The organism is Isoptericola sp. NPDC060257 (assembly GCF_042726645.1).
Taxonomy (GTDB): Bacteria; Actinomycetota; Actinomycetes; order Actinomycetales; family Cellulomonadaceae; genus Isoptericola; species Isoptericola nanjingensis.
The window spans coordinates 1-20,322 of sequence record NZ_JBHXAW010000048.1; the positions used below are offsets into that span (position 1 = coordinate 1).

Annotated in this window: 21 protein-coding genes and 1 riboswitch; of the genes, 6 read left to right on the plus strand and 15 right to left on the minus strand. The window is 75.6% G+C overall.

Annotation, left to right across the window (positions count from 1 at the left end; all coding sequences use genetic code 11):
• Window positions 1-33 precede the first annotated feature (33 nt).
• From ACFWEK_RS06205 to ACFWEK_RS06260, 12 genes are all read right to left on the minus strand, one after another.
• Complete coding sequence (locus ACFWEK_RS06205; protein WP_430545380.1) at window positions 34-510, minus strand: DUF4395 domain-containing protein; 477 nt, start codon at window positions 508-510, stop codon at window positions 34-36.
• Between the two features lie 31 nt (window positions 511-541).
• Window positions 542-976: a TlpA family protein disulfide reductase gene (locus ACFWEK_RS06210; RefSeq protein WP_430545379.1), complete on the minus strand. Its 435-nt coding sequence runs from the start codon at window positions 974-976 to the stop codon at window positions 542-544.
• Window positions 977-1,075: 99 nt separating this feature from the next.
• On the minus strand, window positions 1,076-2,224 hold the full coding sequence (locus ACFWEK_RS06215) for an LLM class flavin-dependent oxidoreductase (RefSeq protein WP_430553468.1): 1,149 nt from the start codon (window positions 2,222-2,224) through the stop codon (window positions 1,076-1,078).
• Complete coding sequence (locus ACFWEK_RS06220) at window positions 2,224-3,375, minus strand: LLM class flavin-dependent oxidoreductase (RefSeq protein ID WP_430553469.1); 1,152 nt, start codon at window positions 3,373-3,375, stop codon at window positions 2,224-2,226. Before ACFWEK_RS06220 ends, ACFWEK_RS06215 begins: the two co-directional genes overlap by 1 nt.
• A gap of 53 nt (window positions 3,376-3,428) precedes the next feature.
• The gene (locus tag ACFWEK_RS06225) at window positions 3,429-3,842 is read right to left on the minus strand and encodes a rhodanese-like domain-containing protein (protein WP_430545376.1); all 414 of its coding nucleotides are present in this window, start codon (window positions 3,840-3,842) and stop codon (window positions 3,429-3,431) included.
• A 35-nt stretch (window positions 3,843-3,877) separates the two neighbouring features.
• A complete protein-coding gene (locus ACFWEK_RS06230; RefSeq protein ID WP_430553470.1) occupies window positions 3,878-5,074 on the minus strand; it encodes an LLM class flavin-dependent oxidoreductase in 1,197 nt (398 codons plus the stop codon).
• Between the two features lie 66 nt (window positions 5,075-5,140).
• Complete coding sequence (locus ACFWEK_RS06235; protein WP_430553471.1) at window positions 5,141-6,109, minus strand: NADPH-dependent oxidoreductase; 969 nt, start codon at window positions 6,107-6,109, stop codon at window positions 5,141-5,143.
• 55 nt (window positions 6,110-6,164) lie between these two features.
• Window positions 6,165-7,199 (minus strand): ABC transporter substrate-binding protein, encoded by a 1,035-nt coding sequence (locus tag ACFWEK_RS06240; protein WP_430553472.1) that lies wholly within the window; start codon window positions 7,197-7,199, stop codon window positions 6,165-6,167.
• An 88-nt stretch (window positions 7,200-7,287) separates the two neighbouring features.
• A complete protein-coding gene (locus ACFWEK_RS06245; RefSeq protein ID WP_430553473.1) occupies window positions 7,288-8,112 on the minus strand; it encodes an amino acid ABC transporter ATP-binding protein in 825 nt (274 codons plus the stop codon).
• On the minus strand, window positions 8,109-9,218 hold the full coding sequence (locus ACFWEK_RS06250; RefSeq protein WP_430553474.1) for an amino acid ABC transporter permease: 1,110 nt from the start codon (window positions 9,216-9,218) through the stop codon (window positions 8,109-8,111). The genes ACFWEK_RS06245 and ACFWEK_RS06250 overlap by 4 nt, the downstream gene beginning before the upstream one ends.
• Window positions 9,215-10,147: a DUF1684 domain-containing protein gene (locus ACFWEK_RS06255; RefSeq protein WP_430553475.1), complete on the minus strand. Its 933-nt coding sequence runs from the start codon at window positions 10,145-10,147 to the stop codon at window positions 9,215-9,217. The genes ACFWEK_RS06250 and ACFWEK_RS06255 overlap by 4 nt, the downstream gene beginning before the upstream one ends.
• A 94-nt stretch (window positions 10,148-10,241) precedes the next feature.
• Window positions 10,242-11,504 (minus strand): LLM class flavin-dependent oxidoreductase, encoded by a 1,263-nt coding sequence (locus ACFWEK_RS06260; protein WP_430545369.1) that lies wholly within the window; start codon window positions 11,502-11,504, stop codon window positions 10,242-10,244.
• A 336-nt stretch (window positions 11,505-11,840) separates the two neighbouring features.
• A riboswitch (SAM riboswitch) is annotated at window positions 11,841-11,954 on the minus strand.
• A 304-nt stretch (window positions 11,955-12,258) separates the two neighbouring features.
• Between ACFWEK_RS06260 and ACFWEK_RS06265 the strand changes: the two genes are divergently transcribed.
• Both ACFWEK_RS06265 and ACFWEK_RS06270 read left to right on the plus strand, forming a co-directional pair.
• Window positions 12,259-12,987 carry a GTP pyrophosphokinase family protein gene (locus tag ACFWEK_RS06265; RefSeq protein WP_430545609.1) on the plus strand — a complete coding sequence of 243 codons (729 nt, stop codon included), beginning with the start codon at window positions 12,259-12,261 and terminating at the stop codon, window positions 12,985-12,987.
• A 6-nt stretch (window positions 12,988-12,993) separates the two neighbouring features.
• Window positions 12,994-13,362 carry an MmcQ/YjbR family DNA-binding protein gene (locus ACFWEK_RS06270; protein WP_430553476.1) on the plus strand — a complete coding sequence of 123 codons (369 nt, stop codon included), beginning with the start codon at window positions 12,994-12,996 and terminating at the stop codon, window positions 13,360-13,362.
• A 13-nt stretch (window positions 13,363-13,375) separates the two neighbouring features.
• On the opposite strand, the gene ACFWEK_RS06275 is transcribed toward ACFWEK_RS06270, so the two are convergent.
• Entirely contained in the window at window positions 13,376-13,987 is a 612-nt protein-coding gene (locus tag ACFWEK_RS06275; protein WP_430553477.1) for a LacI family DNA-binding transcriptional regulator, read from the minus strand.
• 96 nt (window positions 13,988-14,083) lie between these two features.
• Between ACFWEK_RS06275 and ACFWEK_RS06280 the strand changes: the two genes are divergently transcribed.
• Both ACFWEK_RS06280 and surE read left to right on the plus strand, forming a co-directional pair.
• The gene (locus tag ACFWEK_RS06280) at window positions 14,084-15,013 is read left to right on the plus strand and encodes a PfkB family carbohydrate kinase (RefSeq protein ID WP_430553478.1); all 930 of its coding nucleotides are present in this window, start codon (window positions 14,084-14,086) and stop codon (window positions 15,011-15,013) included.
• 33 nt (window positions 15,014-15,046) lie between these two features.
• Window positions 15,047-15,823: a 5'/3'-nucleotidase SurE gene (surE, locus tag ACFWEK_RS06285; RefSeq protein ID WP_430553479.1), complete on the plus strand. Its 777-nt coding sequence runs from the start codon at window positions 15,047-15,049 to the stop codon at window positions 15,821-15,823.
• Here the strand turns inward: surE and ACFWEK_RS06290 are convergent.
• Both ACFWEK_RS06290 and ACFWEK_RS06295 read right to left on the minus strand, forming a co-directional pair.
• On the minus strand, window positions 15,820-17,481 hold the full coding sequence (locus ACFWEK_RS06290) for a S41 family peptidase (RefSeq protein ID WP_430545364.1): 1,662 nt from the start codon (window positions 17,479-17,481) through the stop codon (window positions 15,820-15,822). The genes surE and ACFWEK_RS06290 overlap by 4 nt on opposite strands.
• Window positions 17,478-19,010, minus strand: a complete 1,533-nt coding sequence (locus ACFWEK_RS06295) for an amidohydrolase family protein (protein WP_430553480.1) — start codon at window positions 19,008-19,010, stop codon at window positions 17,478-17,480. The genes ACFWEK_RS06290 and ACFWEK_RS06295 overlap by 4 nt, the downstream gene beginning before the upstream one ends.
• 167 nt (window positions 19,011-19,177) lie before the next feature.
• On the opposite strand from ACFWEK_RS06295, the gene ACFWEK_RS06300 reads away from it, so the two are divergent.
• A complete protein-coding gene (locus tag ACFWEK_RS06300; RefSeq protein WP_430553481.1) occupies window positions 19,178-19,966 on the plus strand; it encodes a uracil-DNA glycosylase family protein in 789 nt (262 codons plus the stop codon).
• Between the two features lie 125 nt (window positions 19,967-20,091).
• Window positions 20,092-20,322: maleylpyruvate isomerase N-terminal domain-containing protein (locus tag ACFWEK_RS06305; RefSeq protein ID WP_430553482.1), on the plus strand; the 231-nt coding region annotated here is incomplete at its 3' end.

The window sequence follows — 20,322 nt, forward strand, 5'->3', positions numbered from 1 at the left end:
GGGCCTTCGCGGGTCGGGTGGTGGGCGGCGGCCTCAGCGGGCGGAGGGCCGCAGGCGCGCGCCGAGCAGGTAGAGCTCGCAGCCGAGGCACAGGCCGACGACGGCGTTGAGGCCGGCAGCGACGAACGCGATCCCCGCGGCCCACGGCACGGCGGCCAGCACGCCTGCGAGCCCGAGCACGACGCCGACGCCCGTGACGACGAGGCCGACGAGCTGGGCGAACCGCGGCGGGCGCGGGTCCTCGAGCTCGACGGGCGGGGCGAGCCGGGGTCGCACGAGGGTCTTGAACAGCCAGCCCTGCACGGTCCCCTGGGCTCCGCGCACGGTGCCCAGCAGGAAGCCGGCGGCCACGACGGCGAGCAGGACGAGTCCGGCCGTGCTCGCCCCGAGGAGGACGACGACGGCGAGCAGCAGCGCCGTGATGGCGGCGCCCACCCGCGGGCCGCGCGGGTCGATGCCGGCCGGGGCCCGCGTGACGGGGGCCTGGCCGGCGGGACGCTCGGAGGTCATGGGTTCTCCTCGGGGACGGGTTTCGACGGGCTCAGCCGACGGGGACGACGGCGGCCAGTGCCTGGCGCGCCTGCGCGGGCGACATGCCGCCGCTGCTGCGTGCGGCCTGCGCCCCGGTCGCGTCGAGCACCAGCACCGTCGGGGTGGTGAGGACGCCGAGCTCGCGCACGAGGTCGAGATGGTCGTCGACGTCGAGCTCGTGGTGCTCGACGCCGGCCTCGCGCTCGACGAGGCCCTTCAGCACGCGGGCCGTGGCGCGGCACGGGGCGCACACCTCGGCGGACAGCTGGACGAACGTCGCCCGCTCGCCCAGCCGGACCCCGCGGGCCGCCCAGTCCACGGCCGGGTCGTGCCGCGCGGGCGTGGTGCGGACGCGCCCCTGGCGGGACCTCCACACCGCGCCGAGGACGGCGGTCGCCAGGACGAGCACGACCAGGATCACCAGCTGGGTGGGCTGGACTGTCACGGTGGTGGCCTCCTCACGCGGTCGACGTCGCGGTCATTCTCCCCGCCGCCCACCATCCGGTCGACAGGATGACCGCATGCCGGACACCCCGTCGGACGGTCAGACGGTCAGCGCCGCGGCACGCGCGCCGCCGTGCACCGTGGGCGCCTGCGCCGCGGTGAAGCCGGCGGCCCGCCGCTCGTCGTCGGGCCCCCAGAGCGTCGTCGTGACCTCGGCGCGGACGACGGGCGCGACCTCGGCCGCGAACCGACGCAGCACGTCCTCCTGGCGGGACGGCTCCAGCAGGTGGTTCACCGAGACGGACTGCAGCACGTGCCCGAAGGAGCCGTGGTAGTCGAGGATCTTCTCGGCGACCCGCTCGGGCGAGCCGACGAGCGCCGGGCCGCGCTCGACGGCGTCCTCGATCGTCTCGAACGCCTGGGCCTTGCCGACGTGCGTCGCGGGGTCGTAGCCGCGCGCCCGCAGCCGCGCGACCTGCCCCTCGTACAGCGGCCGGTACTGCTCGATCGCCTGCTCCGTGGTGTCGGCGAGGAACAGGCCCCCGGAGCCGGCGCCGACGAACCCGTACGCCGGGTCGTGCCCGGCGGCCGCGTACCGCTCGCGGTACCGGTCGATCAGTCGCCCATAGCTCTCCCGCGGCTGCAGCGCGTTGGCGCTCACGATCGGGTCGCCCCACCGGGCGGCCAGGTCGACGGCGAACTCGCTCGTCGCGGACCCGTGCCAGATGCGGAAGGGCCCGGCGAAGGGTCGCGGCAGGGTGGTGGTGTGCTCCAGCCGGTGGCGGTGGCGACCGGACCAGGTGACGTCCTCCGACGACAGGAGCAGCCGCAGGAGCTCGTAGTTCTCCTCGAGGTACTCGTACTGCTTCGCGATGTCGAGGCCGAGCAGCGGGTACTGCAGCTCCTCGTTGCCCTTGCCGATGACGATCTCCAGCCGCCCGCGGGAGAGCTGGTCGACGGTCGCCAGGTCCTCCGCCACCCGGATCGGGTCGAGCAGGGACAGCACGGTCACGCCGGTCGACAGCAGGATGCGGCGGGTGCGGGCCGCCACCGCCCCGAGGATCACCGTGGGCGCGGAGGACAGCACGTCGCCGGCGTGCCGCTCCCCCACCGCGAACGAGTCGAACCCGAGCTCCTCCGCCAGCACGGCGTGCTCGACGACGCGCTCGAGGCGGTCCGCGGGCGGCACCGCCTCGCCCGTGACGGGATGCGGCGGGTTGAAGACGATGTCGAGCAGCTGGAAGCGCATCAGGCCACGCGCTCCTCGTCCGCGGCTCCCGGGGTCTCGGCCTCGGCGGCCTCCGCGGCGGCGCGGTCGCGCGCGGCCACGCCCTCGCGCACCAGCGGGATGACGTACCGGCCGAAGTCGATCGCGTCGTCGAGCAGGTCGTACCCGCGCGCCGAGATGACCCGCACCCCGAGGTCGTAGTAGGCGAGCAGCGCCTCGGCGACCTGCTCGGGCGTGCCGACCAGCGCGTTGGAGTTGCCGGCCCCACCGGTGGCCTTCGCCGTGGCGGTCCAGAGCGCGGAGTCGTAACGGTCCCCCGCGGCGGCGATCTCGAGCAGGCGCTGCGACCCGGCGTTCTCGGGCCTGTCGATCGGGTGCCGCCGGGACAGCTGCCCGCCGAGCTCCGCCTTGCGCGCCTCGATCCGGTCCAGCACGCGGTGCGCCTTCTCCCAGGCCAGCTCCTCGGTGGGCGCGACGATCGGCCGGAAGGCCGCGTGGATGCGCGGCGGCGTCGCGCGTCCCGCGGCCGCGGCCTCGGCGTGCACGCGGTCGATCTGCTCCTTCGTGCGGGCCAGGGGCTCGCCCCACACGGCGTAGATGTCGGCCTCGGCCGCCCCCACCCGGAAGGCGGCGTCCGAGGACCCCCCGAAGGAGATCGTCGGCACGTGGCCCGCGGCCGGCTTCGCGTCGAGCACGAAGTCCTCGAAGTCGTAGAACTCGCCGTGGTGGTCGAACGCCTCCGCGCTGGACCACGCCTGCTTGACGATCCGGATGTACTCGTGGGTGCGCGCGTACCGCTCGTCCTTGGTGAGCCGGTCGCCCTCGCGACCCTGCTCGTGGTCGTTGCCGCCGGTGATGAAGTGCACCGACAGCCGGCCCCCGGAGAGCTGGTCGAGGGTGGCGAACGTCTTGGCGGCGTACGTCGGGTACGAGACGTTGGGCCGGTGCGCCAGCAGCAGCTCGATGCTCTGCAGCCGCGCGGCCGTGTACGCGGCGAGGGCCGCCGGCTCCGGGCCGGACGACCCGTAGGCGAACAGGACCCGCGTCCACCCGTTGTCCTCGTGGGCGCGCACGATGCGCTCCAGGTAGGCGGGGTCGAACGCGGCGGTGGTGCGCGCGGACGTCTCGGAGGCGTCGTTCGTGGTCGCGATGCCGAGGAACTCGACGGGCATGGTGGTCTCCTTCGCTGCAGCGTGGTGGCTGGGTCGTGCCGGTGCCGGGCGGGTCAGGCGCCCGCGACGTCCGACGGCGCGGTCGCCGGGAGGCCGGCGTCGCGCCAGGCGGGGAACCCGCCGTCGACGTGGGTCACGTCGGTGTAGCCGCGGGCCGCGAGCGCCGCGGCGACGGGGCCGGAGCCGTTGATCGAGCCGCACACCACGACGACCGGGGTGTCGAGCGAGATCGCGGGTGCGTCGGCCGGCCCGAAGAGGGCGTCCAGGTCGTCCCTGTCGGCGAGCGTCGCCCCGGGGATGTCGCCGGTGGCGGCGCGGCCGCGCGCCGACCGCACGTCGACCAGCAGGGCGCCGTCGGCGACCCGCGCGCCGGCCGTGCGCGCGTCCTGCGTCGGCGGGGTGGTCGGACCGGTGCCCTCGGGGGCCGTCTCGTGCGTGGTGTCGGACGTGGTCTCGGACGTGGTCATGGGTCCTCCTGAGGGGGGTGGTCGGTCGGTGCGGGTCAGCGCGTCGCGGCCAGGGCGGGGACGCGGGGCGCCTCGCCCTCGGTCGCGCCCCACGCCTGGGCGAGCAGCGCGAACGACCGCTGCCGGTCGGTGGGGTCGTGCGTGGCGGTGGTGACGAGCAGCTCGTCGGCCCCGGTGACACGCGCGAGGGTCTCCAGGCGCTCGACGACGGTCGCCGGGTCGCCGACGACGCGCGTGTCCACCCGGTCGGCGACCACGGCTCGTTCGGCCTCGGGGCGCTCCGCCCAGGCCGTGGCGTCGGCAGGGCGCGGGTAGGCGATCGCGCCGTCCGCCCCGCGGCGGATGGACAGCACCCAGTCGGCGAACGGCGCCGCGAGCTCCCGGGCCCGCTCGGTGGTGTCGGCGACGAGCACGTCGGCGGAGACGACGACGTACGGCTCGGCGAGCACCCCGGGGCGGAACGCCGCCCGGTACGCGGCGACGGTCTCGAGGGTGTTCGACGGGCTCACGTGGTAGTTCGCCGCCAGGGGCAGACCGAGCTCCCCGGCCACGCGGGCGCTCTCGCCGCCGGAGGACGCCAGCACCCACAGGTCGAACGCGGCGTCCTGCACGGGCGGCGACACGTACCGGCGGCCGCTGTCGTCGGCGTACGTGCCCGCCCGCAGCCCGAGCACGAGCTCGACCTCGGCGCGGAAGCTCGCCGGGGTGCGCGAGGCCCCCACCACGGCGGCCTGCGCGAGGGCGCGCTCGCGCAGCACGGAGTCCCCCGCGGTCGGCGGCGCGGGAGGCACGTACAGCCCGTCGACGACGCGCGGTCCGCTCGCCGGCGCCACCGCCGGGGCCGGGCGCGCCGCGCCGCCCTTCGGCGGCGTGAACGCCCGGCCCAGGCCGAGGTCCACCCGCCCCGGGTGCAGCGCGGCGATCGTGCCGAACTGCTCGGCCGCCACGAGCGGGCTCGTGGTGCTCAGCAGCACCGCGCCCGAGCCGACGCGGATGCGCTCGGTGCGGGCGGCGACGGCGGCCGCGAGCACCGCCGGCGCGGCGGACCCGACCCCCGGCGACAGGTGGTGCTCGGCGTACCAGACCCGGCGGTAGCCGAGCCGGTCGAGGTCCACGGCGAGGTCGACGGCGTCGCGCACCGCCTGCGCGCCCGCGCGCCCCTCGGGCACGAGGGCGAGGTCGAGGACGGACAGGGGCACCCTGCTGCTCAGGGTCGCGGCGGGGTCGGTCATGGTGGTCTCCAGGTGGCAGGTGGCAGGTGGTGCGGGTCGGGCGGTACGGGCGTGGCGCGCGGTCGGTCAGCGCGACGGCAGCCCGAGGGCGGTGAGCGCCTCGCGCAGGCGCTCACGGCCCTTGAGCGAGCCGCCGCCGCGCAGCCGGTCGACGACCCGTCGCGACCACGAGCCGTCGAGCCGCTCGTCGCGGTAGAAGGCGTCGATGCGCGGCGCGTAGTCGGCGACGTGCGCGACGCGCCCCTCGTCGTACGTCTCGCGGTGCAGCACGGCTGCCTGGGGCAGGCGCGGCTTGACGCGCGGGGCGTGGCCGGGGTCGGGGTGCCCGACGGCCAGCCCGACGACGGCGACCGCGCCGGGCGGCAGGCCGAGCTCGGCCGCGAGGTCCTCGGGGTGGTTCCGCACCGCTCCGACGTACACGGTGCCGAGGCCGAGGGACTCGGCCGCGAGGACCGCGTTCTGCGCCGCGAGCGCGGCGTCGAGGAACGCGACGACCGTCGTCTCCAGGTAGCCGGCGGCCTCGAGCTCGACGCCGTCCTGCGCGCCCAGCTGCCGGGCCCGGGCCACGTCGGCCACCCACACGAGCAGCAGCGGCGCGTGGCGCACGTGCTCCTGGTGCCCGACGAGCGCCGCGACCCGGGCCAGCCGGTCGCGGTCGGTGACCGCGACGACGCTCCACAGCTGCAGGTTCGACGACGACGGCGCGGACTGCGCCGCCGCCACCACGGTGGGCAGCACCCACGGTTCCAGCGGCCCCGGCAGGAACGCCCGCACGGAGCGGTGGCCCAGCTGGACGTCGAGGACGGCCGGCGCGCCGGCGACCGCCGTGGTGAGCGACGCGGCGAGCGCTGCGGCGACGCCCGGCGCGGCGTCGTCCGCGTCCTCGGGCCGCACGCCGTAGCGGGCGGCGACCCGGGCGCGGGCCTGCAGGTCCCGCAGGTCCGCGGCCACGCGGGGCGTCGTCGGACGGGCGGGGCGGGGGCCGCTCGGGGGTCGCGGCACCGCGACTGCGGACGGCGTGGCGTTCTCGGTCACGTGCACTCCTCGGGACGGTCGGGACGGGGACGGGGACGGGGACGGTCGGGTGCCGTCACTCCGTCTTCGGCAGGCCCGGCGGGTTGGTCTCGGGCTTCTCGACGGCCTCGGTCTCCAGGCCCCAGCGCTCGAGCACCTGGGCGTACGTGCCGTCGTCGAAGGCCTGCTGCAGAGCGGCCGTGACGGCGGGCGCGAGGTCGTTGCCCTTCTTGGTCGCGACGGCGATCTGCGCGGTGTCGGGCCAGCCGCCGTTGAGCGTGCCGACGACGGCGAGCTCGTCGGGCGCGATCTTGGCCTGGTAGGCCAGGGACGCGTTGGGGCCGACGTAGACGTCGAGGCGGCCGGACTTCAGGGCGAGGAGCACGTCGGAGAGCTGCTCGTAGTACTCCGGCTGACCGCCGGCGAGGGGCTCGAGCCCCTCGGCGACGTTCTGGTCGTTCCACTCGAGCAGGATCTTCTCCTGGTTGGTGCCTGAGCCGACGCCCACCCGCAGCCCCGCGACGTCCTGCCGCTCGGCGATCTCCGGGACGTCGGAGCCCGCCTTGGTGAGCCAGCCCAGCTCGTCGTTGCGGTAGGAGGAGAAGTCGATCGTCTCCTTGCGCTCCTCGGTCACGGTGACGTTGGAGATGACGGCGTCGACGTCGCCCGACTGCAGGGCCAGGGGCCAGTCGGCCCAGGCCTTGACCTCGAGGCGCAGGTCCTTGCCGAGGCCGTCGGCGACGAGCTGCGCGATGTCGGTCTCGTTGCCGATGGGGGTCTTGTCGTCGTCGGCGAAGAAGCCGAGCGGCGGCGCCGCGCCGGCGCTCACGGCCACGACGAAGTCGTCCTTGTCCGCGAACGCCTCCGGCAGCAGGCCGACGGCCTCGGCCGACTCGGTCGACCGGATCCGGTCCTGGTCGGGGCTGGTGCTGACCTCGAGCCCGGCTGCGGCGGCTCCCTCGGAGCTGGTGCCGGCGGGGGCCTCGGCGCCGTCGCCGGTGCCGGCGGCCTCGGGGGCCGAGGTGCTCACACCGGCGCAGGCCGTGAGTGCCAGCAGGGGGACGGTGGCGAGCAGGGCGAGCGCGCGGGCTCGGCGGGTCGGTGCGGTCACGGGTGTCTCCAGGGGATGGGTGTGCGGCCGGGGCCGCAGGTCAGGGGGATGTGAGCGGTCGTGGGAAGGCGTCTGGGGCCGGAGAAGGTCAGAGGACCTTGTCGAGGAAGGCGCGGGTGCGGGCGTGGCGCGGGCGGGAGAGCACCTCGGCGGGCGGCCCCTGCTCGACGACCACCCCGCCGTCCATGAAGACGACGTTGTCGGCGACCTCGCGGGCGAAGCCGATCTCGTGGGTGACGACGACGAGGGTGGTGCCGGTGCTCGCGACGTCCTTGATGACCTCGAGCACCTCGCCGACCAGCTCGGGGTCGAGCGCGGAGGTCGGCTCGTCGAAGAGCAGCACCCGGGGCCGCAGCGCGAGGGCGCGGGCGATCGCGACGCGCTGCTGCTGCCCGCCGGACAGCTGCCGTGGTCGCGCGTCCGCCTTGTCGGCGAGCCCGACGCGGTCGAGCAGCTCGCGGGCCTCGGGCACCACCTCGGCGCGGGAGCGGCGCTGCGCGGACAGCGGCGCCTCGACGACGTTCTCCAGCACGGTGAGGTGCGGGAACAGGTTGAAGTTCTGGAAGACGAAGCCGATGCGGGTGCGCTGCCCGAGGATCTCCCGCTCCTTGAGCTCCTGCAGCACGTCGCCCCGGCGGCCGCCACGTCGGGTGTGCCGGCGTCGGTAGCCCACGAGGTCGCCGTCCACCGTGACGAAGCCGGCGTCGACCTTCTCGAGGTGGTTGATCGCGCGCAGCAGCGTGGACTTGCCGGAGCCCGACGGCCCGAGGACGACGGTGACGGTGCCGGGTTCGAAGGTGAGGTCGACGTCCCGGAGCACCTCGAGGGTGCCGAAGCTCTTGCGCAGGCCGTGCACCTCGACCCGGCCCGCCGCGCCGTCGTGCGCCGTCGTGCGCGTCGTCGTGGCGGTCATGCGGGGCCTCCCGAGGTGCGGGTCGTGCGGGTGAGGACGCCGACCCGGGCGCGGGCCGCGAACGCCGGCGGCACGTGCGAGGGCACCGGGCGGCCGGTGAGGCGGGCCACGGCCACGGCGGACGACCAGCGCAGCCGCTGCAGGGGCGTGGGCGGCAGGGTGCGCACGGCGCCCTTCGCGTAGTGCCGCTCGACGTAGTACTGGACGATCGTGATCAGCGTGGTCAGCACCAGGTACCAGATCGCCGCGACGATGAGCAGGGGCACGACCTTGCCGTTGCGGCCGTAGATGACGGACGCGATGTAGAACAGCTCGCCGTACGCCAGGACGTAGACGATCGACGTGCCCTTGAGCAGGCCGATGACCTCGTTGACGGCCGTCGGCACGATCGAGCGCATGGCCTGCGGCAGCACGATGCGGGTCACCTGGCGCCGGCGCGGGATGCCGAGCGACGCGGCCGCCTCCTGCTGCCCCTGGTCGACGCTGAGGATGCCGGCGCGCACGATCTCGGCGGAGTACGCGGCCTGCGAGAGCCCCAGGCCCAGGATGGCGGCGCCGAACTTGTCGATGACGCCGAGGGTGTCGAACCAGAGGAACTCGGGGCCGAACGGCACGCCGAGGCTCAGGTGCGGATACAGATAGGCGAGGTTGTACCAGAGCAGCAGCTGCAGCAGCAGGGGCACGGAGCGGAACACCCACGTGTACGCCCACGACACCCCGACGAGCAGCGGCGAGCGCGACAGCCGCATGAGCGCCAGCACGGTGCCCAGCGCGAAGCCCACCACCGACGCCGCGGCCGTGAGCCGGATCGTCGCCCAGGCGCCGGACAGGATCGAGGGCCAGGTGAGGTACTGCGCGACGACGTCCCACTCCCACCGGTCGTTGGTGAGCAGCGAGCTGACGACCATCGCCAGCAGCACGGCCACGCCGGCCGTCGCGACCCAGCGCCCCGGGTGGCGGGCGGGGACGATGCGCAGGGCCGCGTACGGGGTGGCCGCGGCGTCCCGAGCCGGTGCTGCGGGCCCCGGACCCTGTGCGCCAGGAGTCTGTGTGCCAGGAGTCTGTGCGCCAGGAGTCTGTGCGCCAGGCGTCGTGACGGCGGTCATCGCGGCGCCCTCTCCCCCGCCGTGACGGCGAACGGGACGTGGTTGCCCGGGGGCGGGGCGGGGCACGTGCCGTGGTCGCTGAACGCGTACGGCAGGTTGACGGCGTGGTTGAGGTCGAGGCACGCGACGCCCGTGTCGCCCGGGGTCAGGGACCCGGGGAGCTCGGGGCGCGCCACGCGCCAGGGCGCGACGCCAGGGGCCTCGTCGCTGAAGAGCAGCGTCGGGGCGCCCCCCGGGGAGCCGGTCAGGACGAGCGTGACCGTCCGGTCGCCGCGCGTCAGGTCGAGCTCGCCGACCGCCTGCAGCCGGTGCACCAGGCCGGGGCGGGCGGCCCCGACCACGAGCTCGCGGGGTTCGTCGTACAGGCGGACGGGCGCCTCGACCTCCCACGAGGGGTCGTGGTCGAAGACGGGCACCCCGGCGAAGTCGAGGCGCGTGCGGGCGTGCGGGTCGCGCAGCCGGATCGCGAGGCGTCCGGTGCGCCGCACCAGCTCGATCGCCACCGCGGCCGTCTCCCCTGCCTGCTGGTGGTCCGGGTCGGCGCCGTCGACGGGCTCGCGCCCGGAGGGCAGGAACGTCCCCAGGACGACGCTGCCCCCCTCGGGGACGTCGCCGTCGTACGCGCCGTCCACGACCTCCGGCCCCCGGACCCGGGGACCGCCGGTCTCCCCCGGCCGCAGGTGCGCGCCGGCGGCGTCGGCGAGCCACAGCCCGGGCACGCCTGGCAGCGGCTCCGGTCGCGAGGGCAGCCAGTGGAACCCCGCCAGGCTCAGCCAGCCGTGGGGCGCGGCGAGCGCGCGCTCGCGGTCGGCCCGCCGGCGCGCGCGCCGGGCCACGGCAGGACCGGCGGCAGGATCGGCGGCCGGTGCGTGGGCAGGGGCGCCTGCGGGGTCGGTGGGGCGGACGCGCGGTGCGTCGGTGACGGTCATCGGGGACCTCCGGTCACAAGAGGGCGTGCGGCGTCGCGGCGGGTGTCGGCGACGCGGGCGGCGGGGGCGACGTGGCGGGCGTGGGTGCGGGCGGTCACGCGCGCACCAGCCGGGAGTCGGCGGTGCGGCCCGCCCGGGCGCGCGGCCGCGCGTGCGCCGACGCGGGGGCGACGACGGCGCTGCCGGCGCTGCCGGCAGGCCCCACGTCCGGCAGCCCGAGGGTCGCGCGGAGCGTGCGCGGCGCCGGTGACGCCACCGCCCGCACGCCGTCGCGCACGAGGCGCGGGAGCACACCGTCGACGAGGGCGTCCAGGTCCGGGCCGAGCGACGAGGGCCGCAGCAGGAACCCGTCGGACGCGCCGGCGTCCCGCCAGTCCACGATCGTCTCGGCGAGGTCGTCGGGGGTGCCGGCCACCACGAGCAGCCCGCCGGAGATCTCCGGGCCCTCGAGGGCCTCGACCAGCTCGAGCCGCGCCTGCGCGCTGGCGCGGTCCTCGGCCAGCACGACGTACGCCTCGGTGAGCACGCGCAGCGTGTCGGGGTCGCGGCCCGCGGCCTCGGCAGCGTCGCGCAGCCGGGAGCGCAGCCGGACGGCGCGGGCCGGCGCGGTGGCCGCGACGCGCACGACGTCCGCCGTCCGGGCGGCGAGGTCGAGCGCGGCCTCGCTCCGGGCGGAGACGACGACGGGCGGCCGGCCCTGCCGCGTCCCGGCGCCCCGGGGCCCGTCGGCGGCCCGGCTCTCGGCAGGCCGGTGCCGGCGCACGGCGAAGCGGATGCCGTCGTGGTCCACGCGGAAGCGCCCCTCGTCGTCGACGGCGACGGCGCCGGCGGTGTCACCCGCGTTCGGCCCGGTCCCCGTCGCGAGCCCGTCCCAGTGCCGCACGACCTGTGCCGCGACGCCGCGGGCCTGCTCCGCCCACGCGTCGTCCTGCACCACGGCGCCGGTGGGGAGCCCGACCTGCCACCCGGCACGGCCGGAGCTCGCCTGGTCGACGCGGGCGACGGCCTGGGCGACGTGCGCCGGGTCCACGTGCGCGGTGTCGACGGCGGCGACCAGCCCGGCCCGCGTCGTGTGGGGGGCCACCCGTGCGGCGGCCACGGCCGCGTCGAGCCGCCCGGTCACCTGCCGCCGGCCCGGGTGCAGCAGGAAGCCCTCGTCGAGGGTGACGAGGTCGAGGCCGCCGCCGTCGGCGGTGCGCACGAGCTGGACGAAGCGCTCGGCGTCGAACGACCGGGGCTGCACGATGCCGCGCGCTCGGTGCACGCCGGGCCGGGCGCCGGCCGCCGTGAGGTCGACGCCGACGACGAGAGCGGACGGGGTGCTGGGGGTGGACGTCGAGGGCAGGGAGGAGGGCACGTCGGCTCCGATCAGGGCGCGGCGGACGGACGCACTCGGGCGCGGGTCGTGGACCTGCGGGTGCGCGCCACCGCCGGGAGGGCACGGGGAGGAAGGCCCGCCGGGACCGGCGGGCGGGGCCGTCTGCGGCCGGGGCCCGGCAGGTGCCGGGCCGTCGAGGAGGGTCGTCCGCCGCGAGGGGCGGACGATCAGGCCGCGATCAGCGGCGTCGACACCACGCCCGGGCGGACGCCGAGGTCACCGGCGAGGCGGACGGCACGTGCCGGGACGACAGGGGGCGCACGGTGGTGGCGTCGCGGTGCATGCTCGTCCTCTCCTGCTCCCCGCCGGGGCGGGGGTCGCGTGTTGCCGTGCCGTCGGCGACGGCCGGCCTGGTCCTCACCCGGGGCACCCGCCCGCGCTGGGGGTTGCCGTCCGACGAGCCGGGGCTTCGCGTCGGAGCTCGTGACCACCCGGGACGTCCGGCCGCACCACCTGGGGCGCCGCGGTCGTCCGACCCGGTGCGCAGGAACGTAGGTCTCCGGAAGGGGGGTGTCAACAGTTCGTCCCGACCGTCTCGAATACCGAACAGTCCCGACCGGTTTTATCGGATTCTCGAGCGCCAGGAAACCTGGCTACCGTGGTGCCCGTGAGCCAGGACGCAGGGCAGGACGCACGGCAGGACGCACGGCAGGACGCACCGCACGAGCACCGGGACGGCGCCTCCCAGGACGCAGCACCGGAGACCCCGCACCACTCCCCCGAGGCCGCGGAGATCCGGGCTCTCGTCGACCGCCTGCGGCGGCTCGTGCTGACGTACAAGTTCGGGATCGACGAGGTCATGACCAAGATCTCGATCCTGCGCGACGAGTTCCGGCACATGCAGAACTACAACCCGGTCGAGCACGTCAGCTCGCGCCTCAAGTCGCTCGAGTCGATCGTCGCCAAGTGCCGGCGCAAGGGCATCCCGCTGACGCCCGAGGGCGTGCGCGAGCACATGTTCGACGTCGCCGGCGTGCGGGTGACCTGCAGCTTCGTCTCCGACATCTACAAGGTGCGGGACATGCTCATGAACCAGGCCGACCTCACGGTCCTGGAGGAGCGCGACTACATCGCCCACCCCAAGGCGAACGGCTACAAGTCCCTGCACCTCATCGTGCAGGTGCCGGTCTACCTGTCCGACCGGGTCGAGCACGTCATCGTGGAGATCCAGCTGCGCACCATCGCCATGGACTTCTGGGCGAGCCTGGAGCACAAGATCTACTACAAGTACGCGCGCGACGTGCCGCGCCACCTCACGGACTCGCTCAAGCTCGCCGCCGACGTCGCGTCGTCCCTCGACAGCTCCATGGAGCGGATCCACGACGAGGTGAAGGCGATCGCGGGCGCCGAGGAGCCGGTCGAGCACCGCGACTCGCTGCTCACCCCCGAGGAGATGCTCCGCAACTTCTGGAGCGCCGCCGAGGTCGAGGGCGACGCGCTGCGCACGTCCCGACAGGACTGACACGGCGTGGGCCCCACGCAGCACCAGGACGTCGCCGCCGCCACCGCGCTCGCGCTGCCGGGCGTCACCCGCACCTGGCCGTTCGGGCCCGAGCACGACGTGTTCAAGGTCCGGGCGAAGGTCTTCTGCATGACCACGGAGGTCACGGGCACCCCGCTCGTGACGCTCAAGTGCGCGCCCGACGACGGCGAGGCGCTCCGCCAGGAGCTCGAGACCGTGACCGCCGGCTACCACATGAACAAGCGCCACTGGATCTCGCTGGCCGCGGGGCCGGGGATCACGCGGCGCCTGCGGCCGATCGACCTCGACGACACGGAGCGGTTCCGCACCGGACTGAGCGAGCTGATCGACGGCCGGCCCCCGGCGGGCGGCTGATCCTGCCGGCCGGTCAGGACGGGCCGGCGGTGCTCGCGCGCACCACGAGCCGCGGCTCGCACGTGACGAGCCGGTGCCGGTGGGCCTCGGGCCCGGTCTCCAGCTCCTCCAGCAGGAGCCGCACCGCCTCCCGGCCGACCGCCTCCCCCGGCTGCCGGACGGTCGACAGCGGGACGGCGGAGTCCCACGCGGCGCGGTTGTCGTCGTAGCCGATGATCGCGACGTCGTCCGGCGCCCGCAGCGAGGACGACAGCAGCAGCGACTGCAGCACGCCCACGGCGAGCAGGTCGACGTACGTGCTCTGCTTCTCCTTCGACATGTCGGAGTTCGCCAGCAGCAGGTTCAACCCCGCCCGGCCGGCCTCCTCCTCGGCGCCTCGCGCGATGTCCAGGAAGTAGGAGTTCGCGAGGTCGATGATCACGAAGCCGAGCGTCGAGCTCCGGCCGGCCGCCAGCGACCGCGCGACGCCGTTGCGGACGAACCCGAGCTCCCGGATCGCGGCCTCGACCCGGGCCCGGGTCGCCGGGGTGACGCGCACCGTGCCGTTGAGGACGTTCGACACCGTGCCCATCGACACACCGGCGGCGCGCGCGACGTCCGAGATGCTGGGGGACGAACGTCTCACCGGGGTCGTCGTTCCTCGGGCCGGCGGGTGGGGACGAGAGGAAGGCTCGGGTCGTCCCCTCGGGCGGGCACGGGCACCTGCGCCTACGGTCCAGGCATGCCGTCCACGCCCAGGGTCTGCGTCATCGCCCCCGAGCCGCTGCTCACGATCGAGATCGAGACCGACCCGGTCCGCGACGCGCCGGAGGTCCACGTCCACCCGGGCGGTCAGGGACTGTGGGTCGCGACCATGGCACGGTCGCTGGGCGCCGAGGTCGTGGTGTGCGGGGCGTTCGGCGGAGAGACCGGCGAGATCGCCGCGCACCTGGCCCGCACCCGCGAGCTGGAGGTGCGGCCGACGCGTCGCGGCGGGGGTGGCGCCCTGGTGCGGGACCGCCGCCACGGAGACGATCCCCACCACGTGGTCATGCCGTCGGTGCCGCTCGACCGGCACGCGCTGGACGACCTCTACGGCACGTCGTTGGTGGCGGCGCTGGAGGCGGACGTGTGCGTGCTGACCGGGACCCAGCACGGCGTCGAGCTGCCCCAGGACTACCTCACCCGCCTCGCACGCGACGTCGCGGCCTCGGGCACGCCGGTCGTGGCTGACCTGAGCGGGGGCCTGGCCGCCGCCATCGACCGCGCGACGCTCTCCGTGCTGAAGATGAGCCACGAGGAGATGGTCGACGACGATCTGGCGGACGCCGACTCGGTCCCCGCCCTCCGGGCGGCCGCCGGCCGTTGGGTCGCCGACGGCCTCGACGCGTTCGTCGTCTCCCGGGCCGACGAGCCGACGCTCCTGGTCACCGCCGACGGCACGGCCGCGCTGACCACGCCGCCCGTCTCGACGGTCGACCACCGAGGCGCGGGCGACTCGATGACGGCCGGCGTCGCGGTCGGTGTCGGCCGCGGGCTGCCCGTCGTCGACGCGGTGCGCCTCGGTGCTGCGGCGGGCGCCCTCAACGTCGCCCGGCACGGCCTCGGCACCGGCAGCCGCGCGGAGATCGAGAGCTTCGCCGAACGGGTCACGGTCGACGATCTCGGGTGACACCGGGACCACCGCACGACAGGAAGGACCACGATGCTGGCACTGGTGACGAACGACGACGGGATCGACTCCCCTGGTCTCGCGGTCCTCGCGCGCTGCGCGGTCTCCCTCGGCCTCGACACCGTCGTCGTGGCCCCCCGCGAGGAGTCCTCCGGCGCGTCCGCCGCGCTGCACGGTGCGCAGGAGGGCGGTCAGCTGATCGTCGAGCAGCACGAGGCTCCCGGGCTGCCCGCGGGCCTGCGGTCTCTGGCGGTGGCCGCCGACCCCGCTCTCATCACCTTCGTGGCGGCGTACGGGGCGTTCGGCGACGTCCCCGACGTCGTCCTGTCCGGGGTGAACCGCGGACCGAACGTGGGCAACGCCGTCCTCCACTCCGGCACCGTGGGGGCGGCGCTGTCCGGGGCCTCGCTCGGGATGCGGTCTCTCGCCGTCTCCCTCGACGCGGCCGCGCCCGAGCACTGGGACACGGCGGAGCACGTCGCGGCGCACGCCCTGGCGTGGTTGCTGGAACACCCCCGCAGCAGGCGGACGCTCAACATCAACGTGCCCGACGTGCCGCGCGACGGCCTGCGCGGGCTGCGACAGGCACCCCTGGCCACCTTCGGCGCGGTCCACGCGCGCATCGCGCGGAGCGACCACGACCCGGGCCTCGTCGTCCGTTACGAGGGCACCGAAAGGTCCACCGAGCCGGACTCCGACGCGGGGCTGCTGGCACGCGGGTGGGCCACCGCCTCGCTGCTGCTCGCGCCGTACGCGGACGAGTCCGAGACCGTTCCCGGACTGCCCGGACGCGCCGGTCAGCACCGCTAGCCCGCGGCGAGGAGCGACGTGCAGTGCTCGAGCAGGTCGGGGTTCCCGTCCACGACGTCACGCTCGGTCATGTCGTACCGCTCCTCGCCGGCCACCCCGACGTCCTCGATCGCGAGGCCCGCGGAGGTGCCGGACCGGACCATCCGTCGCACCGCGATCGCGAAGCCGACCCCGGGCGGCAGGGGCGGGAGCGTGCGGTGGGCCGCGTGGTAGGCGTACTGGACGTCGTCACCGGTCCAGACGTTCGCGCCGCCCCCGCCGGTCGCGGCGCCCACGGCGACCACCCGCCCGATGCCGTGGTCCACGATCCCGGCCGCGAACAGGTCGCCGCACGAGTAGGTGTTGGGGTCGACGACGGCGACGACAGGTCCCCGGTAGGCGCGGGCCGCGCCGTTGCAGAGGTCGGGGTCGGCGAGCGGCAGGTGCTGGGAGAACTCCTCGCCGAGGTCGAGGGCCGCGCGCAGGGAGCCCGCCCAGTCGGCGAGGTCGGCGCCGTTGCCGTCCGCCTCGGCCAGGTCGGCCATCGCCGGCGTCGCGCGGCACGCGAACCGCACCGGCTCGACGTGCCGGTCCGTGAAGAGCTGGAACAGCCGCTCGGCCGCGTCGACGACGCCCCCCGGGTTGGAGCGCAGGTCGACGACGAGCCCCTCCTGGGGCAGCCGGCGCAGGAGCCGGGCGACCTCGTCGACGAACCGGCCGGGGTGGCGCACGTCGAACGTCCAGATGCGCAGGTAGCCGAACGTGCCGTGCGACGTCGTCACCGGCCGGGCGGCGAGGGCGTCTGCCACGCTGGTGCGCAGCCAGCCGGAGCCCTTCGCCCGGGGCTGGACGCCCTGCCGGTCGCCCTCCCACAGGTCGGTGGCGAACAACAGCTTGCGGGCGCGGCGGGCGGTCTCGCCCACGACGTCGATCCCGCGGCGCGTCCGGGTCGCGACCCGGTCGTCGGCGGTCGCGGCGGCCCCCGGGCGGATCGCCCGCCACGCGAACCGGGCGGTGCGGTCGGGGTCGCCCGCCGGGTCCCCGGGAAGACGGAAGCCGACGTCGACCCACAGCTCGTCCGGCGGGGGCAGGTAGGCGAGCGGCCGCTGGGTGAGCGTCTCGAGGGCCCGCGCCCGGCGCGCGTCCGGCCGGCCCCCGGTGAGGGTGTCGGCGAACAGGTCGACCGCCCGGGTGAAGGGCACGGCGTTCCAGGTGGTGAGCCGCACCCCGGGGGCGAACGCCGGGTCGGGCACCTCGCCCGTCGTCTTGGTGACCAGGAACGTGGGGGACGTGTACGGGCCGAACGGCTCCACGAGGAAGGGCAGCGCCGCGACGTACGGCTCGGCCCCCGGCGCGCCCACGAACAGCTGGGTGTGCTGGTCGCGCAGCCGGTTGACCACCCTGGTGAGGGCCCGGAGGAACCCGGCGCTGTCGAGCAGGGGAAGCTCCCGGCGCAGGGCCGCGAGCGCCCGCAGCGGGTCGTAGCCGTAGAGCGCGCGCTTCTGCCCGGCGTGCACGTACACGTCGGTGAGGAGCGTGGTCCAGAGGTCGACGAGGTCGTGCTGCTGCGTCGCGGTGAGCGCCACCGGCTCGGGTCCGGGCTCGGCCCTCGCGGGCACCACGTCGTCGAGGCGGCTGCCGGCGCGTGCCCGGAGCGCCGCCGGGCTCGGGGTCGTCACTGCCCGAACCTCGCGCGCAGCGGGGCGAGCACGCCCTGCGGGATCGGCGCGGCGTCGAGGAGGTCGAAGTACGCGGCGTCGTGCTCCGGCGCCGGCACCGGCGGTATCCGCACCGTGGCCGGGTCCTTGGGCGGCCCCGCGCGGCCCGTGCGCCGGGTGTCGGGCATGTCGAGGAAGAGCTCGAGCTCGGCGTCCTCCGCGAAGCGTGGCCCGGCGGACGCGCGCGCCTGGGCGGTCGCGATGGCCTGCTGGGGGTCCTGCTGCACCTCCCGCAGCGTGTCCAGGACCGCCCGCCACGACCAGGCCCGCTGCGGGTCCGCGGGGTCCGGCAGCGCGACCCGGCGCCGTCGGCCCCCGACCGTGGCGGCGAAGCTGGGCGGCGCGGCGGCCGCCGTCATGAGGCTCGTGTCCCCGTAGCGCGCGACGCCGCCGACGACGACGAGGGCGACGTCCCGTTCCCGGGCGGCGACGACGCGCGTCCAGGCGTCGCCCCGCCCCCGTCCCCGCACCACGGTGACGTCCGCGAGCGCCCCCGGGACGAGGCGGCCGACGGGTCGGTGCCAGCACCGCTCCAGCAGCGTGCCGGGGTTGCTGGTGACCATCTCGACGATCTGCGCGTCGGTGAGGTCGTAGCCGAGGTGGTCGGCGGCGATGCGGGCCACCTTCATCTCGCCGAGGAGGTTCTTCGTGCCCGACGGGCCCCAGTCGCTGCCCAGGCACACGGTGATCCCGCGGGCGCGCGCGTCGTCGACGAGCGTCGTCTCGGCGTAGAGCAGGAGGTTGGACAGCGGCGACCAGACGACGCCGCCCGCCTCGGCGGCGTCCCACCGGGCCCACCCGTCCGCGTCCACCGCGCAGGCGTGCACGGCCAGCAGGGTGGGGAGCAGCCCGTCGGCGCGGTCGAGGTCCGTGTAGTCGGACAGGACGCGAGAGCCGCGGCGCCCCTCCGCGCAGTGGTAGATGAACCCGGAGCCGGCGGCCATGCGTCGGACGGCCGTGGTGAGCGCCTCGCCCGTCTTGGTGACCACCGACGTGTAGATCAGGTCGTCCCGGCCGGTGCCGACGTCCTCGGCGTCGACGTTGCGCATCACGGTGCGGTACCCGCGGTTCGCGGTGGGCCACCCCTGCGCCGCGGTCGCTCCCCCGGCCATCGCCCGCACCTGCACGTAGGCGAGCAGGGCCTCGGGGCAGGCCTTCGCGTACACCCAGGCCGGCTCGGTGATCGACTCGGTGTAGGTGTCGGCGTCCGGCCAGTGCTTGTTGTGCAGCCACGGCTCGGTGCGGCCTGGCTCCGTCCAGAGCGGCAGGGCGTTGTAGGCCAGGTGGTTGTGCATGTCGACGAACCCCGGCAGCACGACCGCGTCGCCGACGTCGACCTCCGGGGCCCGCGAGAAGCCGGCGACCCGCCGGCGCCCGGTCGTGACGTCGACGACGGTGTCGCCGTCGATCCAGACCCGTCCGGGCACCGGGGACGCCGTCGCCCCCTGCGCCATCGTCGCGACGTTCCCGGTGATGACCAGCTGCGCCATGGCCGTCCCCCTGAGGTCGACCCCGGCGGGGCGGGCGCCCGCACCGGGACTGCTCCCTCATTGTCGGCACGGGCGACAGCGTCTCACCGGCTGCCCGCACCGACTTCACCCGGTCCCGCGCGTGCGTGCGGACGCCGCGCGGCGCTCCCTGTCGGTGAGGAGGCGCCATGATCACCGACCCGTTCGACCCCGGGCCCACCGGCCGGTTCCGGACGCTGTGCCGCCGCTACCCCGACGACACGGTGTTCCGTGGCGCCGACGGCTTCCGCTCGCTGTGGGGGCCCGTGTTCTACCGGGGCCGCGTGAACGGCACCGCCAGGCTGCTCGTCGTCGGGCAGGACCCGGCCCAGACCGAGGCGTTCACCCGGCGCATCCTGTCCGGGCAGGCGGGACGGCGGGTGCAGGGCTTCGTCGAGAAGCTCGGGTTCACCTCGAGCTACCTCATGGTCAACGCGTTCCTGTACGGCATCTACAACCAGAAGATGGCGCTGCCCCACCTGAACGACCCGGAGGTCGTCGCCTACCGCCACCGGTGGTTCGCGGCGGCGCTCGCGCCGGGCCGCATCGAGGCGGTGGTGACCTTCGGCACCCCGGCCTTCGAGGCCTGGCGCACGTTCGTGACCTCGCCCGAGGGCGCCGACGTCTCCGTGTTCCATCAGCGAGCCCTGCACCCGACGGCGGACAAACCGGGCGGGCCGATCAGCCGCCGGGACCTGCTCGACAACTGGAACGTGGCGCTGGGGCGGCTGCACGCGAGGGTCCAGCAGCCCGACGAGGCGCGCCCCCTCGTCCCCTACGGCGCCGACTTCACGCCCGCCGAGCTGCCCGCCATCCCGAGCCGCGACCTCCCCGCCGGCCTCCCCGGCTGGATGCGCGACACCGACTTCTGGGCGACCCTCGGCGACCCGCCGGGCACCGAGCGTGCCAACATCAGCGTCGAGGTGCCGCCGGCCTGACGTCGACCGCCGCCGCACGCACGGTTCGACCGGCAGCCGACCGAGCCACGTGTCGCGGCCGGGCGCCCGCCCGTCCAGACTGCTCGTCGGCAGGATCGCCTCGACCGCACCTGGGAGGACCGGCGTTGGACGGATCGACACCGGCGGACGTGTTCGCCGCGACCGCCGAGCGGCGGCGCGCCGTCGCCGACCTGCTCGAGGCGTTGGACGTCTCGCAGCTCGCCGCGCCGAGCCTCTGCTCCGGCTGGGACGTGCGCACCGTCGGCGCGCACCTCGCGCAGACCGCGGCCCCCGGCGCCCTCGGGGAGTTCCTGCGCGACCTCGTCCGCGCCCGGGGGAGCATCCATCGCGCCAAC

Bases quoted from the DNA above. Each gene is read 5' to 3' on its own strand.
- ACFWEK_RS06205 (WP_430545380.1), bottom strand. From the start codon at position 510: ATGACCTCCGAGCGTCCCGCCGGCCAGGCCCCCGTCACGCGGGCCCCG.
- ACFWEK_RS06215 (WP_430553468.1), bottom strand. From the start codon at position 2,224: ATGCGCTTCCAGCTGCTCGACATCGTCTTCAACCCGCCGCATCCCGTC.
- ACFWEK_RS06220 (WP_430553469.1), bottom strand. From the start codon at position 3,375: ATGCCCGTCGAGTTCCTCGGCATCGCGACCACGAACGACGCCTCCGAG.
- ACFWEK_RS06225 (WP_430545376.1), bottom strand. From the start codon at position 3,842: ATGACCACGTCCGAGACCACGTCCGACACCACGCACGAGACGGCCCCC.
- ACFWEK_RS06230 (WP_430553470.1), bottom strand. From the start codon at position 5,074: ATGACCGACCCCGCCGCGACCCTGAGCAGCAGGGTGCCCCTGTCCGTC.
- ACFWEK_RS06245 (WP_430553473.1), bottom strand. From the start codon at position 8,112: ATGACCGCCACGACGACGCGCACGACGGCGCACGACGGCGCGGCGGGC.
- ACFWEK_RS06250 (WP_430553474.1), bottom strand. From the start codon at position 9,218: ATGACCGCCGTCACGACGCCTGGCGCACAGACTCCTGGCGCACAGACT.
- ACFWEK_RS06255 (WP_430553475.1), bottom strand. From the start codon at position 10,147: ATGACCGTCACCGACGCACCGCGCGTCCGCCCCACCGACCCCGCAGGC.
- ACFWEK_RS06280 (WP_430553478.1), top strand. From the start codon at position 14,084: ATGCCGTCCACGCCCAGGGTCTGCGTCATCGCCCCCGAGCCGCTGCTC.
- surE (WP_430553479.1), top strand. From the start codon at position 15,047: ATGCTGGCACTGGTGACGAACGACGACGGGATCGACTCCCCTGGTCTC.
- ACFWEK_RS06295 (WP_430553480.1), bottom strand. From the start codon at position 19,010: ATGGCGCAGCTGGTCATCACCGGGAACGTCGCGACGATGGCGCAGGGG.
- ACFWEK_RS06300 (WP_430553481.1), top strand. From the start codon at position 19,178: ATGATCACCGACCCGTTCGACCCCGGGCCCACCGGCCGGTTCCGGACG.